At 42.2% G+C, this 18,246-nt stretch carries 18 protein-coding genes; 4 read left to right on the forward strand and 14 right to left on the reverse strand.

Going from position 1 to position 18,246, the window contains the following annotated elements; translation table 11 throughout:
• Nucleotides 1-352 precede the first annotated feature (352 nt).
• From mntR to J7E37_RS13690, 4 genes are all read right to left on the reverse strand, one after another.
• The gene (gene mntR / locus J7E37_RS13675; protein ID WP_215024489.1) at nucleotides 353-775 is read right to left on the reverse strand and encodes a transcriptional regulator MntR; all 423 of its coding nucleotides are present in this window, start codon (nucleotides 773-775) and stop codon (nucleotides 353-355) included.
• Between the two features lie 70 nt (nucleotides 776-845).
• The gene (locus J7E37_RS13680; protein ID WP_215024491.1) at nucleotides 846-3,023 is read right to left on the reverse strand and encodes a DNA topoisomerase III; all 2,178 of its coding nucleotides are present in this window, start codon (nucleotides 3,021-3,023) and stop codon (nucleotides 846-848) included.
• 186 nt (nucleotides 3,024-3,209) lie between these two features.
• On the reverse strand, nucleotides 3,210-3,497 hold the full coding sequence (locus tag J7E37_RS13685) for a hypothetical protein (protein ID WP_214736983.1): 288 nt from the start codon (nucleotides 3,495-3,497) through the stop codon (nucleotides 3,210-3,212).
• 60 nt (nucleotides 3,498-3,557) lie between these two features.
• Nucleotides 3,558-4,544: an HD-GYP domain-containing protein gene (locus tag J7E37_RS13690; protein WP_215024493.1), complete on the reverse strand. Its 987-nt coding sequence runs from the start codon at nucleotides 4,542-4,544 to the stop codon at nucleotides 3,558-3,560.
• A 318-nt stretch (nucleotides 4,545-4,862) separates the two neighbouring features.
• Here J7E37_RS13690 and cspD point away from each other — a divergent pair, with 318 nt between their 5' ends.
• Nucleotides 4,863-5,063, forward strand: coding sequence for a cold-shock protein CspD (gene cspD, locus J7E37_RS13695; protein ID WP_023627628.1), 201 nt, complete (start codon nucleotides 4,863-4,865; stop codon nucleotides 5,061-5,063).
• Nucleotides 5,064-5,349: 286 nt separating this feature from the next.
• Here cspD and J7E37_RS13700 read toward each other — a convergent pair whose 3' ends face one another.
• Both J7E37_RS13700 and J7E37_RS13705 read right to left on the reverse strand, forming a co-directional pair.
• Nucleotides 5,350-5,523, reverse strand: coding sequence for a zinc-finger domain-containing protein (locus J7E37_RS13700; protein WP_215024495.1), 174 nt, complete (start codon nucleotides 5,521-5,523; stop codon nucleotides 5,350-5,352).
• 24 nt (nucleotides 5,524-5,547) lie between these two features.
• Nucleotides 5,548-6,204: a reverse transcriptase-like protein gene (locus J7E37_RS13705; protein WP_214736988.1), complete on the reverse strand. Its 657-nt coding sequence runs from the start codon at nucleotides 6,202-6,204 to the stop codon at nucleotides 5,548-5,550.
• Between the two features lie 197 nt (nucleotides 6,205-6,401).
• On the opposite strand from J7E37_RS13705, the gene J7E37_RS13710 reads away from it, so the two are divergent.
• Together J7E37_RS13710 and J7E37_RS13715 are read left to right on the forward strand one after the other, a co-directional pair.
• Nucleotides 6,402-6,809 carry a reverse transcriptase-like protein gene (locus J7E37_RS13710; protein ID WP_214736990.1) on the forward strand — a complete coding sequence of 136 codons (408 nt, stop codon included), beginning with the start codon at nucleotides 6,402-6,404 and terminating at the stop codon, nucleotides 6,807-6,809.
• 1 nt (nucleotide 6,810) lies between these two features.
• Nucleotides 6,811-7,749 carry a DMT family transporter gene (locus tag J7E37_RS13715; protein ID WP_215024497.1) on the forward strand — a complete coding sequence of 313 codons (939 nt, stop codon included), beginning with the start codon at nucleotides 6,811-6,813 and terminating at the stop codon, nucleotides 7,747-7,749.
• A gap of 79 nt (nucleotides 7,750-7,828) precedes the next feature.
• On the opposite strand, the gene J7E37_RS13720 is transcribed toward J7E37_RS13715, so the two are convergent.
• Both J7E37_RS13720 and J7E37_RS13725 read right to left on the reverse strand, forming a co-directional pair.
• The gene (locus J7E37_RS13720; RefSeq protein ID WP_353050021.1) at nucleotides 7,829-8,098 is read right to left on the reverse strand and encodes a DUF6123 family protein; all 270 of its coding nucleotides are present in this window, start codon (nucleotides 8,096-8,098) and stop codon (nucleotides 7,829-7,831) included.
• Between the two features lie 65 nt (nucleotides 8,099-8,163).
• Nucleotides 8,164-8,625, reverse strand: coding sequence for a divergent PAP2 family protein (locus J7E37_RS13725; protein ID WP_215024501.1), 462 nt, complete (start codon nucleotides 8,623-8,625; stop codon nucleotides 8,164-8,166).
• A 157-nt stretch (nucleotides 8,626-8,782) separates the two neighbouring features.
• Between J7E37_RS13725 and sspL the strand changes: the two genes are divergently transcribed.
• The gene (sspL, locus tag J7E37_RS13730) at nucleotides 8,783-8,914 is read left to right on the forward strand and encodes a small, acid-soluble spore protein L (protein WP_023627620.1); all 132 of its coding nucleotides are present in this window, start codon (nucleotides 8,783-8,785) and stop codon (nucleotides 8,912-8,914) included.
• Between the two features lie 59 nt (nucleotides 8,915-8,973).
• Here sspL and J7E37_RS13735 read toward each other — a convergent pair whose 3' ends face one another.
• From J7E37_RS13735 to J7E37_RS13760, 6 genes are all read right to left on the reverse strand, one after another.
• Entirely contained in the window at nucleotides 8,974-9,837 is an 864-nt protein-coding gene (locus tag J7E37_RS13735) for a 5'-3' exonuclease (RefSeq protein WP_215024573.1), read from the reverse strand.
• Between the two features lie 201 nt (nucleotides 9,838-10,038).
• Entirely contained in the window at nucleotides 10,039-10,884 is an 846-nt protein-coding gene (locus tag J7E37_RS13740) for a sulfurtransferase (protein WP_483297212.1), read from the reverse strand.
• 196 nt (nucleotides 10,885-11,080) lie between these two features.
• On the reverse strand, nucleotides 11,081-14,734 hold the full coding sequence (locus tag J7E37_RS13745; RefSeq protein ID WP_215024505.1) for a dynamin family protein: 3,654 nt from the start codon (nucleotides 14,732-14,734) through the stop codon (nucleotides 11,081-11,083).
• Between the two features lie 380 nt (nucleotides 14,735-15,114).
• On the reverse strand, nucleotides 15,115-15,684 hold the full coding sequence (locus tag J7E37_RS13750; RefSeq protein ID WP_214737006.1) for an isoprenylcysteine carboxyl methyltransferase family protein: 570 nt from the start codon (nucleotides 15,682-15,684) through the stop codon (nucleotides 15,115-15,117).
• Nucleotide 15,685: 1 nt separating this feature from the next.
• Nucleotides 15,686-16,771 (reverse strand): type III polyketide synthase, encoded by a 1,086-nt coding sequence (locus J7E37_RS13755; RefSeq protein WP_215024507.1) that lies wholly within the window; start codon nucleotides 16,769-16,771, stop codon nucleotides 15,686-15,688.
• Nucleotides 16,772-17,278: 507 nt separating this feature from the next.
• Nucleotides 17,279-18,052, reverse strand: coding sequence for an SDR family NAD(P)-dependent oxidoreductase (locus J7E37_RS13760; protein ID WP_215024509.1), 774 nt, complete (start codon nucleotides 18,050-18,052; stop codon nucleotides 17,279-17,281).
• Between the last annotated feature and the right edge of the window lie 194 nt (nucleotides 18,053-18,246).

Here is an 18,246-nt window from a genome sequence, read left to right on the forward strand (position 1 = left end):
ACCTTCTATAAGGGCACGATTTGGCTTTAATCGTAACCTTATGCAGGGAGGTCACCTTCTATAAGGGCACGATTCAACTTTTATCGTAACCTTATGCAGGGGGGTCACCTTCTATAAGGGCACGATTCGGCTTTTATCGTAACCTTATGCAGGGAGTTTGCCTTTTATAAGGGCACGATTCGGCTTTTACCGTACCCTTATGCAGGGATTCCACCTTCCATAAGGGTACATTTCATTGATGAAATAGCATTTACCACTTCCGAAATTAACCACTCACAAAAAAGTAGACAAGCTCCGTTTCAGTGAGCTTGTCTACAGTCTGAACACCTAAATTAATGGTCAGGTGTTTGTTTTATTCTTCATCATTTTGTTTTTGAATTGCTCTTAATTCCTGTACACGAGATTTATCTTCTTCAAAGAACTGGACAAGGTCTCCAATCCTGTCGATTGCATCCCAGCTTAAATGATGTTCAATACCTTCTACATCATTATATATATTTTCCTCTTTTACGCCAATCACCTTCAGCAATTGCTCAAGTAGTTCATGACGGTCGACCAGCCTTTTGCCGGTTTTATATCCTTTTGGAGTCAGCACAAGACCTCGGTATTTCTCGTAAACCACGAACTGGTCTTTATCAAGCTTCTGGACCATTTTTGTCACTGAGGAGGGATGGACCGATAATGCCTCTGCGATATCCACTACCCGGGCATATCCTTTTTGTTCTATTAATATAAAAATTTGTTCAATATAATCTTCCATACTAGGTGTTGGCATCCCATGACCTCCAATGCTTAAGCAATAGCCATATTAAAGTTTACTATAGAAGGACAAGGGTGACAAGGCGCTATCCCCCTTGATTGACCGGCTGTGCAGCTATATCGAATTTGAGTTTATTTTCCTCTCCATCCCAATATAGCTTCGCGTTAAAGGTTTTATCCTTACTCTGGAAGCCTTCAATCACGTCTGTACTTCCTTCTGCCAACAGCTTCTTGATATTCTTCTGCGTTACTGTCTTTCCAAGGATTTGTTTGGAGAGAGTGAAGTTGCATTTAGTTTTCTGGTAGTTTGAACAGCCGTAGAACGTCCCTTTGTCCACAACCATGCCATCGCATATTTTACAATTTCCCAGGTTAGTAGTTCGGCGGGAACGCCCGCCCTTTTTCCCCGGCACAAAGGCGTTTGTTAGTTCCTCGGAAAAAGTCCAGCCTGAGGAGCCTTCGGAGGTTTCAGAAACAAGATGTTTAATCATTTTTGATGTCTGCTCAATGAACTGCTTGGGCGAAGCCTCTCCCTGCCCTATTTGATGCAGCCTCTGCTCCCATTTCGCTGTCATTTCCGGTGATGCAAGGACTTGTCCACCAACGGCCGCGACGAGTATTTTTGCTTTTGCAGTTGCATATACGAGGTTTTTGCGGACTTCAATATATGCTCTGTCTTTAAGCATGGTAATGATGCCTGCTCTCGTCGCTTCAGTTCCAAGGCCTTCTGCTTTCATCAAAACCTTTTCAAGTTCCTTGTCCTCAATATGCTTTCCTGCCGTTTTCATTAAGGTAATCAACTGGCCTTCAGTCAGCCTTTTTGGCGGCTGTGTTTTGCTTTCCTTTACCTCTGCTTTCATGACCGTTCCAGTTTCTCCTTGCTGGACAACAGGCAGCTCTGGCTCTTTGTCTGAGTCTTTTTGCGGAAGAACTTTTTTCCAGCCTTCATCCAGCTGGACTTTTCCCTTGGAAATAAACTCAGCTCGTCCCTCCACGACCGTCTTGATGGTTGTATATTCCGCGATGTATGGACCATAATGGGCTGCAATCAGTGTCCTTGCCAGCAAATCATATAATTTCAGCTCATCCCCGGACAGCCTGCTTAGGTTTGGAACTTGTTCGGTCGGGATGATTGCGTAGTGATCTGTGACTTTTTTTTCATTCACGTAGCGTTTATTATTTTTTATCGATGAATTTGGTAATGGAAAAAGCTGCTGATACTCAGGATTAGCCTGCAGTTTATTCAAAATGGCAGAAAAGCCTTCTGCTTCTCCTGGGGTTACATATCTGGAATCAGATCGCGGATAGGATACGATTCCCCTTTGATATAATCCTTGTAAAATGTCCAGAGTCTTTTTTGGCGACATTTTAAAACGGCGATTTGCTTCCGCCTGAATTGCAGAAAGATTAAAAAAAAGCGGCGGCAGGAATTCTTTTTTCTCAGAGGCAACCTCTGCTGCTTCCGCAGTCTTCCCATCGCAAAAAGCAGCAATTTTCTCGGCCATTTCTTTCGTTTTAATCCGTGAATCACTGTCTTTTTCCCATTTTCCGCTGTACTTCTTGCCATTGATATTGAATTTTGCGAGTACTTCCCAAAATGGTTCCGATACGAAATTTTCGATTTCCAGTTCTCGTTTTACAATTAAAGCAAGCGTAGGAGTCTGTACCCTGCCGACAGAAAACACGTCTGAATAGCCTTTCTTTTGGAGAAGAAGAGTGTACAGCCTCGATGCGTTCATGCCGACAACCCAGTCAGCACAAGCACGAGTGTATGCTTCAAAATATAGATTCTTTGTATCTGATTCTTTCAAAAGGTTTTGAAAGCCTTCCTTTATCGCTTTCGGAGTCAGCGAGGAAATCCACAATCTTTTCATTGGCTTCATGCAGTTGGCAAGGCGAAGGATGTTCCTGATGATCAGTTCACCTTCGCGCCCGGCATCGCCTGCATGGATGATTTCAGTGACCTGCGGATCGGTGGCAAGCTTTTTTATGATCTGGAATTGCTTTGCTTTCGATTTGACGACTTCATACTTGAAATTTTCCGGAATGATCGGCAGTGTATCCAGCGACCATTTTTTCCAGGCTGGATTATATTGCTCGGGTGCAGACAATTCCGTTAAATGGCCGATTGCCCATGAAACGTAAGCACCTTTAGGGAATATTTCATTGGGGAGTATCTCGATGAAACCATCCCTTTTTTTCATTTTGAATACGGAGGCCAGCGTTCTGCCCTGGTCAGGCTTTTCCGCAACAATCAATTTCATAATTTCCTCCTGAAAAACTTTTATATGAACGTGCTGTTTAATCTTCGAACTCTATTTTATCTTTTTTTCGACAAAGGCGTAAAGGACTTTTATTGCTGCTTTCCCCGCCTTCCTGCATTGACTGTGTACCCTAACCCTTAAAAAAAATAACAGGCAGCTGAAATGATCAGCTGCCTAAAAGATTTATTATTCCTCAAATGGCTCAACTATGTTGTTGTCATTAATGTACCATCGATTCCTGTTAACGACTGCCGAGACGGTTAAAATCAGCGAAGGAACTTTTTCGATCCGCACCACGATTGCCCCTACCAGCTGCTGGAAAATCACAAAGGATTCCCCATGGCTGAACCCCGCCCACTGGGGACCCATGATGGCAATGGAACGGATAATTTCTTCCTTTTCTGTTTGCTCAAGTGAAAGATGCGGAGAAAAAATGATAATCCAATCCTCATCACCTATCGAAAAGCGGTACATGCCCTCACCCTTTTAATTCATCATCATTGACTATTAAAAGATATGAACGGCGTCGGCAGATTATACCCCTACAATTGAATCATTAAGTACTCGAGAGATCCTTAACCCGCGATTCAGCCGCAAATCAACAAGTGTATCCCCGGTTTTAATCAATGCCCTTAACGGCTCGAATGGGTCAACCATCAAGATTGTCCCCTCTTCGCCGTCGCTAAGGAGGACACGCCTTCCTACAAGGCTGTCCATGATTCTGTACAGGAAAACGAGCATGATTTTCGGATTGAATTTTCCGAATACATCGTTTTGCATCTGGGAAATAACAATATGGAAAGGCTCTGCCTGGTGATAGACCCTTGAGGATGACATGGCATGGTATACGTCTGCAACGGCAACGATTTTCGCAAGCTCGTCTATCTTTTCGCTGCGCAGGCTGAACGGATAGCCTCCACCGTCCTCACGCTCATGGTGCTGAAGAGCAATCAGCGCAACTCTTTCATTTAGTTCTGGAATATCCTTTAACATCCGGTAGCCATAAGCTGTATGGCGTTTCATTTCAATGTATTCTTCCTGCGTCAGCCTTCCTGGCTTGTTCAGGATGTTGGCAGGGATACGAGCTTTCCCTATATCATGGAGTGTCGCTCCCAAAGTGAGATCATTCAACTCCGATTGGCCCAGATTCATCCATTTCCCTATCAATGTGGAGATGATGCCAACACAGACTGTGTGCCTGTAGGTATACTCATCCTGCGCCTTCAGCTCATAGAAGAGATGATAGATATGGGGAATTTCAGCCGCCTGCCTGATTACAGGCAGGATGTCATTCTTGATTTCACCAACAGGGACAACTCCTGTCTTTGCAACAATATCGAATATCTCTTCCATTTGCCTGGAAGCATCATCGATTTTCTTTGATATATCATCAAGCTTTTTATTTACTGCGATCTGTGGTGTGCGGTCCTGAATGGCATTGCCATTCCTGATTGTATCCAATAATGCATCAATTTGATGATCAGTTAAGGACGTGAACGCGGATGGAGTGGTCTTCTTCATTGATACCCTCCTCTTAGCTTATAATAGACTTGTAGTTTAAAATGATTGCTCTCTGATTAAGAAAATAATAACAAATATTTCCGGAAATAGGAACTAAAGAGGAGATAATTTCATTTTATTTTAAATTAACTAAATTTTAAGATTATTTAGTTTATATGGCGCTTACATTCTTGACTGAATCCTTCCCAATATTGTATATTTAAGACATCATTTAATAGATTATAATTGCCATGGCAAAACTGCAGGTGTATCCATTAGATGATAATATTCAACTTGGCACACATTTGTGCCGCGAAAGACATGGGAGGAAAGTTTAACATGCAAAACGGTAAAGTAAAATGGTTCAACAATGAAAAAGGTTTCGGTTTCATCGAAGTAGAAGGCGGAGACGATGTATTCGTTCACTTCTCAGCAATCCAGGGTGATGGTTATAAGTCACTAGAAGAGGGTCAGGAAGTTTCTTTCGAAATCGTTGAAGGAAATCGCGGACCACAAGCTGCTAACGTAGTAAAACTATAATTCAAAAAGTTGAAGGCTGGCGCCTGACGCCAGCCTTTTTTGATTGTTTGATTGTTCTGAGCGTTTTATGGACATTTTGACTTCGAACTTCCAATGAAATGTCCATTAAAAGCACTTTCTTAGACATTTTGACATCGATCTTCCACTGAAATGTCCATAAAAACCACTTTCTTAGACATTTTGACTTCACTCATCCGTTGAAATGTCCATAAAATTATCTTTCTTGGACATTTCGGCCACTCATTTCCTTTAAAATGTCCTTAAAAGTTCTACCATGAAATCGAAACTAAAGTCTTTGTCCGCATTTTTTTATTTTTTCCCCAACGGTGCATTCGTTAATGCAGAACCGGTGGGCATATCTTTTTCCGTTTTCTTGCCGGTGATGCTTTTTCAGGAAGCATCCATTGCAGTATGTATTGAGCAATGTTTCCACCTCGGCAAGGACTTCATTACGCGTCAATCTATTCCCGCCTTTCTCTCCTCGTTATAATATTTGCATTTTGCTATTGATCATTTTACCTTGCAATGCCTGTGTCGCCAGTTTGTCAGCCTCTTTATTTTCCTTCCTGCCTACAGGATTGTATTTCGGATACAATCCCAGTTCCTTGATCTTATTCTCAATCCTGTCGAGCCAGCGGTTCAGGGTTTCTTCATAGCATGGCCACTCACCCTCAAGCTGCTTGAGTACCACTTGCGAATCCCCTTTAATGTCACAGGTCATGTTCCTTACACCCATTTCCTCAAGGATGGTGAGGGCAAAATAAAGAGCAGCGTATTCTGCTTCATTATTCGTTTCAAGCTCATCGAAGACCTCATTGGCACGCAATCTGTACTTCTTCTTTCCCTGCTTGAAGTAGATTATGGTTCCAAGTCCTGCCTTATGATTAAAATTATCAAATCCACCGTCAAAGTAAACTGTAAGGTCATGAGGTTCTTCTTCCACTTCTTCAAGAAGCTTGCGCATCTCCTTTATCGTCCACGAAGTACCGATTTCATCTATAAAAGATATTTCTCCAGCTTTACCTGATTTCTCTAACTCTTCACCGGCCTGAAGTGCATGCTCACCATCAAGAAAATCTGAGCTGAACAGGATTCGATCTATTCCTTTTACTTTATATTCCCATTCCAATTTATATTTCATGAATTCTCCCCCGCATTCTAATCTGTTTTTTCGCTCCGCCAAATGGGTTATTTTTAGTTATCTTACCCATTTTCTGAACACGTTACAATGAAAAAGGGACGATGAAACTTTATTGGTGGTAGTATATTTTATAAATTATCGCTCCTATTATGATACACTAACTATTATCTGTACAAACAAACCGGGAGTGATCTTTGTTGTTCGAAGTTTATATTGATGGCGCAAGTGCTGGCAACCCTGGACCAAGCGGTGCTGGCATTTTTATAAAAGGAGAAGGAGAAGTTTTCAGATACTCCATCCCTCTTGGGGTCATGTCTAACCATGAAGCTGAATATCATGCATTTATAAAAGCATTGGAAATCTGTCTTGAAAAAGGTTTCAGTGTTGTATCATTCAGGACCGATTCACAGCTCGTAAATGCAGCAGTGGAAAAGGAGTTCGTGAAAAACAAGCTTTATTCCCCCCTGCTGGAAAAAGCATTAATGCTTGCCGGGCAATTTGATTTGTTCTTCATGAAATGGATTCCATCGAGTGAAAATAAAACAGCGGACGACCTGGCAAGAAAGGCTGTAAGGGAGAACAACATGAAAGGAACCGAAGAATAATATGAAAGCATCAACTTTCGCGGATTTAAGCTTGCTTTTCGTAGCCCTCATCTGGGGAGCAACATTTGTGCTTGTACAAAATGCAATATCTTTTCTCGAGCCACAATCCTTCAATGCAGTCCGATTTACCCTGGCAGCAATCTTGTTAGGACTTTGGCTTATGTTTTTTGAAAAAGACCAGCTAAAAAAGCTGGATAAGAAATTGGTATTATCCGGGATCATGCTGGGATTCTGGCTTTTCATCGGTTATGCATTCCAGACATTAGGATTGCTGTATACGACTTCATCCAAGGCTGGCTTTATAACTGGGTTGAGTGTGGTCCTGGTACCACTGTTAATGCTTGGAATCCTGAAACAGCGGCCGAGCTTGAACTCGATCGCAGGGGTCTCTGCAGCAACTGCTGGCCTTTATCTCTTAACAATGTCGGATGTATCCAGCCTGAATATTGGTGACGGCTTTGTCCTAATATGTGCCGCAGGATTTGCACTGCACATCGTTTTCACAGGAAAATTCAGCAGCAGTTATCCGACACTCCTTTTGACGATGATCCAAATCGCAACTGTAGGGGCTCTGTCAGCAATATCAGCTATCCTTTTTGAGGATTGGAAAAGAGCATTCAACCCTGAGGTCATCTTTTCAGCGAATGTCCTGATCGCCCTGCTGGTTACATCCATACTGGCGACTGCTCTGGCGTTTTTTATCCAGACGAATTTCCAGAAACACACAACGGCCACTCGAGTTGCCTTGATTTTTGCAATGGAACCAGTTTTTGCAGCAATTACGGCTTACTTCTGGGCAGATGAGCGCCTAACCTATCTTGCCCTTGCCGGCTGTGTATTAATTTTTGCCGGTATGGTTTTCGCGGAATTGCCGTCTGGCAAATTCGAAAGTTTCATTCGTAAAATAATCCCTAAAAAAGAGGCTGATTTCAAAGCATAGCGCTTTGGAACCAGCCTCTCTTTATATTCTAGTTCAGCTTCAGCGCTTGTCGGGGCTGACCCGGCGCTTCCACTTTTTGTCATACGGCCAAAAGCTCGATTTTTTTAACGTACTGCAACGCTTCTTTGCGGGAATGAATTTTATTAGAAGCAAAGGTTTCCAAGAGCGAAATATAAAAGCTTCCATCAAATCCTTTTTGGGCTTTTAGTGTGATTTCAATGGCTGTATTTGTGAGTTCATCGGTAGAATTTGTATACTGTTGACCGAAATAAATAAAGCCGATGGCGTCCTCACGCAAATGGAACCCTTTGCTTTTCAAATGAAGCAGGTAATCTTCAACTGTCCGCACTGACTGAATCAATCCTCTCTTCAAGCCGTTTCTAGTAAAATTTTACCGCAATATTCGAGCTTTTTCTACCGTTTTTTTGTTAAAAGATATCCAGCAAATCCCATTGCCATGCCAATAAGGGCTCCGCCAAGTACCTCTTTTGGCTGGTGGCCCAGCATTTCCTTCAATGGATCTGGAGACTTTTCTTCAAACTCTACAGGGTCATCCTCATGAATCTTATCCATTAATTCATCAAGATCATTAACTTTTAAAGTCAGTTCTCCTGTTTGTCTCCTTATCCCCTGGGCATCATACATGACAATAATGCCATACACGAGTGACAATGCAAAATCAACCGAACGTACACCTTTAGTAAGAGCAACATATGTTGTTAAAGATGAGACACCAGCTGAATGGGAGCTTGGCATTCCGCCGCTGGCCAAAAATAAATCTGGTTTCCATTCCTGTGTCTTAGCATAATGAAACGGTATTTTTAAAGCCTGAGCAAGGCCAATACTTGAAATTGCAATAACTGCACCTTTATTCATCTTCCGTCACCTCCATGTTATTTTGAAGAAAAATGATTGCTTTTATTCTTGCCCGTTCATAATAAGGATTAAGCTGTAATAAGCAGACAACCTATAAAGGTTAATTCTCATTTCTGAACATTTTTAAACAAAAATTTTTCTGGAGGGATTGCTGAATATGAGCAAAAAGGGAAACAGAGGGACAAAGGCACCCGGGGTAAATCCACAAGGCTATGGACAAGATGCTGAATTTGCTGAAGAACCAAAGTCAAAGCTGGAAAATGCCGCTAAGAAAAAGAATACAAAATAACGAAGTTTGCTGAACGCTAAACCATAAAAAAACGGCTGGTATATTACCAGCCGTTCCCATTAAGCGAGCATTTCGTATTCGAACAGACGGTGCAGCCCTTTGAGTTCAACTTCATTGAACTTGGAAAGAAGCTTTTCCCGGTCAATTTTAAATCTGGCGTCGTCGATCTTGCATTCAACAGGTACATCACATTTGATTTCAGCCAGCTGTCTGCTTAAATGAAGCATATCAAGGTCAGCTTCGATTTTAGCTCGCTGAGATTTTGTCAGTAGATGCAGGTTGGCGATGACACCTTCAACATCCCTATGTTCCTGAAGCAGCTTAATAGCAGTCTTTTCACCAATCCCGCGGACTCCAGGATAGTTATCACTTGGGTCGCCCATGAAGGCTTTTAAATCAATCATCTGTTCAGGCCAGATGCCTTTTTCTGCAAAAAGGCTATGGCGATCGTGGACTTGATAATTGCCGTAGCCCTTCTGGAGCAGGATGACAGAAACCCGGTCGTCAATAAGCTGTAGGATATCCTTATCACCTGTCAGAATCGTAATGGAGTCCACTTCCTTAGCCGTCCTGGCAATCGTCCCTATACAGTCATCAGCTTCATAGCCTCTCAAACCAATATTTGGTACATCCAGAGCTTCCACTACCTCTTTAACAAGGTCAAACTGCGGCAGCAGCTCAACAGGCGCCTCAGGTCTATTTGCTTTATAATGGTCGAACATTTCTGTACGGAAGGTTTTGCTGCCCATATCCCAGCATACTGCAGTATGGGTAGGCTTGAAATTTGCAACTGCAGTCGCAAAGTGTTTGATGAACCCGTGGATCGCATTTGTTGGGACCCCTTTGGAATTTATCATGAACTGTCCGGAAACAGCTGTTGCATAGAATGCTCTGAAAAGCAAAGCCATCCCGTCAACCAGCATTAGCGAAGTTTTATTATTTTCCAAGCTGGCACCTCCAATGAGAATTTTGAGCCATTGCTTTATTTAAAAAGCTTGATGCCTTAATGTGAAAGTCAACTTTGATATTATAACACAATTATAGGTGTTCCCTTGTATATTCCGAAAATAACCATTCTTCAATCATCTAACCAGACTGAGTCAAAGCGACTTTTCCCCAAAACATCATTCACTTTTGGAAACGGGATTTTCATGATAAGAAACCCAATCGCTGTAGCTTCCTGCATAGAGTCTGACATTCTTGAATCCAGCTTCTTTTAAGGCGATATAATTAGGCGTTGCCGTCACTCCTGAGCCGCAATAAACGATGATTGGCTCGCTAAAATCCAGGTCTTTAAATCTCTTTTCCTGCTCGTCCCGAGGCTTAAAAAAACCATTTTCAAAGCCGTCCATCCAAGGTTTATTAATCGCTGTCGGGATATGGCCGGGAATCCGGTCAATTGGCTCCTCGATTCCAAGGTAACGTCTGCTTTCCCGGGAATCAACAAGGACAGCACTCCCTTTCCCTTCAAGTGCAATATCTTTCACCTCTTCATAGGAAGCCAGCATATCGTTATTTTCATTTATCGTGTAATTTGTCTTTTGATAATGCGTTACGGATTCCTCAGTCGGATACCCTGCCTTCTTCCACGCGTCGAAGCCTCCGTTCAGGATATAGACTTTCTCATGTCCAACGTATTGAAGAAGCCACCACATCCTTGATGCGAATGCTCCTTCCTTTCCGTCGTAGACAACGATTGCTGTTTCATTATCGATTCCAGCATTCTGAAGCTTCTCTTTAAACTGACTTGTTTCAGGGAGAGGGTGCCTGCCGCCATGCTCCCCGACCGAACCAGAAAGATCTTTTTCCAGGTCGAAATAAACAGCGCCTGGAATATGGCTTTGTTCATATAGAAGACTGCCCTCATCAGGATTCCCCAGCTTGAATCGGCAATCGACGACTCTTGTATCCTTGTCTCCCAGACGATCATTAAGCCATTTTGAATCAACATGATTTCTCAAGGCATTCACTCCTTCGTTTGTTTTTGGACCATCAATTTTTTTACATGCTCCTTTGGATCCCAGCAGTTGAATTGATAGTGGCTTTTCGTTTCATAGCCAAGCCTTAGGCAATGATATTTCATTTTCCCATCCATTTTTTCAGCCTGAAAATTAACACAAGTAGCACATGCATGAAATCGATTACTGGTCATCCCTCATACAACCTTTATTGATCGTTTTTTATATTCATCAATGCAGCTTTCACAGTATCGATAGAGAAATTATCATCAAGGGCAGAGGTGATTCCTTCGAAATACTCGGTGATCTGCTCTGAAAAATCCTTTTGGACTTTCTCAAACTCACGATCTAATTCAGGAAGGTAGTGGTCTTTCATCCTTGCATTCTCTTTTTCAAGATAATCCCCTGCAGGTCCGTGTAAAAGCTTTTCAAGTTCATCTGCCATTAATTTCTTTTCATTTTTCTCAAAGAAGGATTTGGGATTCTTGAACATTCCAAGCGTCTTCTTGAATATCGCATGATCGATGTCCTGGTATGCTGTTTCAAAGTCTACTCCGGTTAATGGACCATTTTCTGTGGCAGAAATAGAAACCGAAGAATTAATTTTCAGCAATTCGGCTGACAAAGCTTCCTGGAACTCTTTCAATATCCGTAAAATAAACGCCTCGGCCCTTAATGAGGTGGCCCTCATTTCCTGAGCCAGATCATATCCAATGCTCTCAATCAATTCATCAAGCGCTGTTTCAAGAGCCTTCTTCATATTGCGCCCATCGTCCTTCAAAAGCGCTGGATTGAAGGCCTCCCTAAAGAATTCCCCAAACCTGATGAAGACACGCTGGCGAATATAATATGTCAATTCATCGCTTTCCTGGACAAGACGATCCTTAAGTACTGCCGGTTGCTTCTCGGATAAAACGCTCAGCATTTCTTCTTTTTGTGATAATAGCTTCCTCCGCCTATCATTCCTTGCAGCCTTGTCTTCTTCTGCCGACCTGATCATTTCCTCGATCACATTGACAGCCTGACGCCATTTTGCCTCTGCAGACTCAACAGCCATATTCATAAGGTCATTGGCAATGAATGAATAAAATGCCTTTTCAAATCGATTAAAAAGCTGGTCTCCACCAGTCTCATGATCCAGCTTAGCATTTAAGCCATTCAAACTTGAAACCGGGAATAGATGAGGCTTCCTGATGCCATATTGGACAAGCTGGTCTTTCACATATTCTAATACGGCTGACTGCTCTTCCTCCGAATTCGCCAAATCAACGGCATTGACAATGAAAAACATTTTATCAAGCTCAAAGGTATCCTTGACCCTGCCCAGCTGGATCAGGAACTCCCTATCCGCTTTTGAGAAGGCATGATTATAGTAGGTTACGAATAAAATAGCATCCGAATTCTTGATATAATCGAAGGCAACTCCTGTATGGCGGGCATTGATTGAATCGGCACCAGGCGTATCAACCAGAGTGATCCCCTCTCTTGTAAGTTCGCAATCATAATAGACCTCTATCCATTCAACAAAACAAGATTTTTCCTCTTCAGCAACATAGCCTCGGAATGATTCAAGATCAACAAAAAGCTTCTCGCCGAAACTATTTTTAAAATCACTGAATCCTTTGGCAAAAGCCTGGAGAAATGAGTAATGCGTTTTTTCTGCGGCACTGTAACCGCTATCCTCGGAATTAAGACTATTGATTTGATCGATCGCTCGTTCGAAATCAGTCGTGTTCTTGCCGAATAATCCCAGAGAGCGGTCCAGTTCTTTCAGCAATTCACTGGCACTTTTTATTTTGACAATGACCGTTCCGTGAGGATTCTCATTTGTCACCGGTTTAATTTTATTGATGGCAGCAGTTGTCGGATTTGGTGATACCGGCAAAATCCGTTCCCCTACCAGAGCATTTGCGAAAGAGGACTTCCCAGCGCTGAATGCCCCGAACAAGGCAACAGTAAATTCTCTTTCCTTTAACCTTGAGGCTTTATCCTTTAATTCACGGGCGATTTTTTTCAAGCCAGGTATATTCTCGATCTGTTCAGATGTAAAATTCATTTTTCTTACCAGCTTCTGTTGTTTCTCATGAAATTGTGCAATCTCAATCCCGCCTTGCTCGACAGGAGCTTCCTGTACTGAAGGATCGGTCACTTCCTTCGCAGTGTTTGATGAGGCAATATCATCAGTTACGATCACTTCTGGCTCGTCTTCGGCAGCCTTAAAAATCAGATACGCTTCCTCTTGATATTCTGTCGGTTGACCATACAGAATTTCTGATACGAGCCTGCGTTGCTCGGCAAGGTTTTCCAGGATGACATTCAATGCCTTCCACGCTGAGAAAAGCTTCGCGAGTTGTTCTTCTTTCTTGAGAAGTTCATTTATCTCCTCATCATCCTGACCTTTTACATAGCCGATGAACTTTTCCTTGATGGGCTCCAGCTTTCTTCTTGCAAGATTCTTCAATGCTTCGGCGACGTCGTTAGTATAATTGAGAACATAGTCTCCTGAAAGTCTGGCACCAGGCTTGACGGCTCCAGATAGCAGCTCGGTTTGGAACTCAATCTTAAAGCTATTGGCTGATGTCTGCAGCTCGGTCTGCGAAAGATTATGTTTCTTGAACAGCTCGGATAAAAAGTTCTTGATATGCCAGTCGAGCTGGGATTGAACTTTATCCTCGAGGTCTCGATAGAAACTGTCGAGTCTTGCTGTTCGTTCCTGTTCCGTTTTTTGTTTTGAAAATAGCAAACCCACTTTAAAGTCTGGCTGCCTGGACTGCAGATAAGCCTCCGCCAGCTCCCTTGTCTGGAATGGCATTAGATAGGCGCTTTTTAGAATATCATTGAGTCCATCCCGGAATTCACGTTCAGGATCCCGTTCACCCTGGATTTTTTCAATATTCATCCTTAAATTATCCAGTTCATATGACAGCTGTTGCCTTTCACTGTCCGAAAGCCCTTCGAGGATTGTTTCAAATTGATCGATTTCTTCAGAGACATTCTGATGAAGATGCGCCAAATGATCCTCGGTCAATTTTTCCATCGACTTAAAAATTGAAACTGGCAGTATTTCTTTTCTCTTACTCTTCCGCTCCATGATAAACGAAAGGAGTTTCTGAAATTGATTATGTGGCGATTCAGGGGCTTTCAGCGATGTATAAAAAATCCCCGCATGTTTTACTCCCCAGTCAGCAAAAGAATTTTCAACACTCGTCTTGAATTGCTCAAAAGACAATTCTGCATCCTGGTGCTTGTCGACCTGGTTGATAATCAAATATAGTTCTTTTCCTGCATCTGTTAATTCCTTCGTAAAAAGGAAATTCAGTTCAGATTGGACATGGTTATAATCCATCACATAAAACACGATATCTGAAAGATGGAGCGCCGATTCAGTGGCAATCCGGTGGGCATCATCAGTGGAATCGATCCCAGGTGTGTCCATGATGACGGCCTGTTCCAGAAACTCCGTACCATTATGGCTGATTTCGATAGCCTGGATTTGCTCGCCATCCTTGCAGTAAGTTTTGACAGTTTCATAATCATATGGTGCCGGATATAAGCGTGAGCCGCCGTCTTTGAAGATGACCTTTGCATATTCAGTACCTGACTTAATCCGTACCAGGTTCGCACTGGTCGGAATCGGGCTTGACGGCAGGATATTGTCGCCGATCAGTCTGTTGATCATGCTCGACTTCCCTGCAGAAAAGTGTCCGCAAAAAGCAATTGAAAATTCCTCCTCAACTGCTTTCCTTCCCAATTCCTTTACTTTTTCAGCTGTATCGTCATCGTGATTTGAATTCATTAAATTATATAAAGATAAAATCTTTCCAAGAAGCTTATGATCTTGCTGTGCAATAGTCTGGCCCATTCCTCTAACCCCTTGTGACAAAATTGTGAATAACTTTATTTTATATGATTTTTCGGTCTTTTCCTATAATTACATTTTCGCCTCTTAGAAAAAGTAAAACAAATACATTAATCAACCTAGAAAAGCACTGACAAATGGACAAAAAGAAAAAGCCCGAACTTAGTCCGGGCTTTCATCTAATTGAGAATCTGTTTATTAATGTGGTTTTAGTACATTGCTCAATACATATTTCATAAGTAAGGAGTAAGCTGCTATGGTAGAAACAACTAACATGGAAACCATTGGTACGACACCATCCTTAAGGTTCTTTTTTAACTGAGAATAATTTTCATCTTAAGGAAAGTGTAGCACTATTGATTATCATTTTCAATGGAAGCAGATTAATTGTCACACTTATTTAACAAATTCGGGACGAACCGACCCTGATTCGAGAATTCAGATTCATACATGGTCAACTCTCGCAATGCCTTCTCCTCTGCAGGAATCCTGATCGATAAAATCAGGATGTTCAGCAAGGTGAAGACTGCCATTGTGATATAGGCATTGAACATTAAAGGAATAACAATCAATTCTATTGCTACAATTAAATAGTTTGGATGCTTGATGATTTTATATGGTCCTCTTTTGATGACGTTAGCTCCTGGAAGAATGATGATCTTTGTATTCCAGAACCTTCCCAATGAAGAGAGTGACCAAATTCTCATCACCTGCGTAAAAATAAACAAAGCAAGTAATGCCGGCCAATATCCTGACAGGTTTTTATCAAAGAAGATCACTTCCAGGATAAAAAATATGAAAAAAGCTGTATGGATTGACACCATTGCGGGATAGTGCCCCTGCCCAAACTCTATTGCTCCCTGTGCTTTCATCCAGGCTTCATTTTTTCTGGCTATGACTAGTTCTGTCAGCCTCTGAAAGATGATTAATCCGATAAATATGAGGAACACCATGTTATTCCCACCTCATCAAAAGCAATTCGGAGCTAAATCCGGGTCCTAAGGCTGCCCCCAGTCCAAGATCGCCTGCCTCCGCTGTCTCCATAAACCTTTTTAATACATATAGTATTGTTGCTGAAGACATATTCCCATAATCTTTTAAGACCTCCATTGATGTCCTGGTCATTGCTTCAGGGAATTTCAGAGCAGAAACATAGGCATCCAGGACCTTCTTTCCTCCTGGGTGCGCAATGAAGTGATCGAGATTCGAAACGTCAAGGTTATTGCTGTTCAAAAACCTTAAAACATTGGGCTGAAGCCAGTTTTCGATGATCGTCGGTATATCCTTGGAAAACACGACATAAAGTCCCTCATTTTTCACTTCCCAGCCCATGACATCCTCAGAGTCAGGCATGGTTGTTGACTGAGTGCCGATAATATTAGGTGCAGCATCTTTTTTCATGATATTCTCATAGCCGGAATCATCACCACAGACCAGGGCGCACGCAACCCCATCCGCAAACAGTGAAGTTCCAATCAGATTGCTTTTTGAACGGTCATTACGCTGGAAGGTTAAACTGCACAATTCAATTGACAGCACCAGAACCTTTGCCTCCGGGTATGCCAGACAATATTCAAAGGCTCGCGACAGTCCAGCTGCCCCACCAGCACACCCAAGACCCCAGATTGGGATCCTTTTAGTATATTGAGATGATGGCAGGACATTCATTATTCTCGCATCAATGCTTGGGGTCGACACACCCGTGCTGCTGATAGTAAAAATAGCATCGATTTCTTCAAGATGTACTTGGTTTTTTAAAAACTCATCACTTTTCAGGCAATTCGAGATTGCTTGTGCTCCTAGTTCCACAGCTGCCTCAATATAGGCATTATTCTTCTCTTCAAAAGTATGGTCACTTTCAAACCAATCAAGATTTTTAGCAAAATGGCGTTTCTCGATTTGGCCATTCTGAAATACAGTTAGCAGCCTATTTATATCTTTAAAGGATTCTTTGAATAGCTTTTCTGCAAAATCCATTACCTTTTCCTGCTCTATTGAAAATGGCGGCACAGCTTCTGCGATGGATATAACTCTTGGCATGTTTATACTCTCCTCACATCTATGTACGGTTACTTTTTCCATTTACCCAGAGAGTATACAGTCAAACTAGACTTGGACTGAAACGAAAAAAAGCTTTCCCCACAAATAAGGGAAAGCCTAACGTTTTGAAGGAGTTGCTGTGCAAGTTCATTATACAATGCACTCAACCCTTGTACATTATAAAATCATTACCAGTTGACATTATATTTCTTAGAAGACTGTCTGTTTTTTACCTCATTGGCTTCTTTTGTACGAAGCAGAGTACCTGCTTTTACCTTTTTAGACCTCGCAGATCTTTTTCGGGTAATGGATCATTACATGTCGGTATCGTTCAAGCAGAAAGATACCCTTATGCAAGGCATTCCTCCTCCATAAGGGTATTATTCAAGCGTAAAGTTACTATTAAGCATGCAAATCCACTTTTTTTACAGTTTGCTCCTCAATAACATTTTCAGGACAATACAGTAAACAAACTACTGCTTATAGTAAGTCTATTTTATCAGGCAATCAAAAACCATGGATCGTCATTCCACCGTCTACAAACAGGGTTTGTCCAGTGACATAATTCCCGGCATCTGAGCTTAGGAATACCACCGGCCCCACAAGCTCAGGCAACTCCCCGATCCGCTTCAATGGTGTAACTGCCAGGATATCCTGCACATACGCTTCGTCGGCCAATAGCTTTTCAGTCAGAGGCGTTTTGAAGTACCATGGACCGATTGAATTCACATTGATACCGTATTGTCCCCATTCCATCGCAAGCACCTTTGTCATCTGCATAAGGGCTGCCTTAGTTGCCGCATAGGCCACGCCCGTCCTGAGGGCTACTTGCCCCGCTACAGACGCAATATTAATGATTTTGCCTCCTGATTCCTGTTCCTTCATGATTTTTCCCGCTTCCTGGGACATCATGAAGGCAGATTTCAGATTGGTATCCATGATTGTTTGCCATTCTTCATCCGTTGCTTCCAGAGCCTTTGAACGGATGTTCATACCCGCATTGTTGACAAGAATATCAATCTTTTTCCATTCAGACCTTACTGTAGAAATCGAATTATGTACTTGATCCCTTTTTGTCACATCTGTTGGCAGCACCAGAGTTTTTCTTCCCATTTTTTTAATTACCGAAGATGTTTCTTTGAGATCTTCCTCCGTGCGTGCAAGTAAGGCAACATCTGCTCCAGCTTCAGCCAGACCGATTGCAATCGCTCGGCCAATCCCTCTGCCAGCACCTGACACTACTGCTGTTTTACCTTTCAAATCAAAAGATGGCAAAAACATTCACATCATCCTCCCGTTCTAAAATTGACTTAATTTTAACATATTGTCCGGGAAAATCAGGATATCTCGCCTGCGAATACGAAAAAGCACCAAACCAGGTGCTATTTTTCGTCGGACTGCTTTTGTACCTCAATCCAGATTTGTTTTTCAGCTGCCCTCCCGCATTTTTTGCATAATCTTATTTCATCATATAT

This window comes from Bacillus sp. ISL-39 (assembly GCF_018613295.1).
In the GTDB taxonomy this organism is placed as follows: Bacteria; Bacillota; Bacilli; order Bacillales; family Cytobacillaceae; genus Mesobacillus.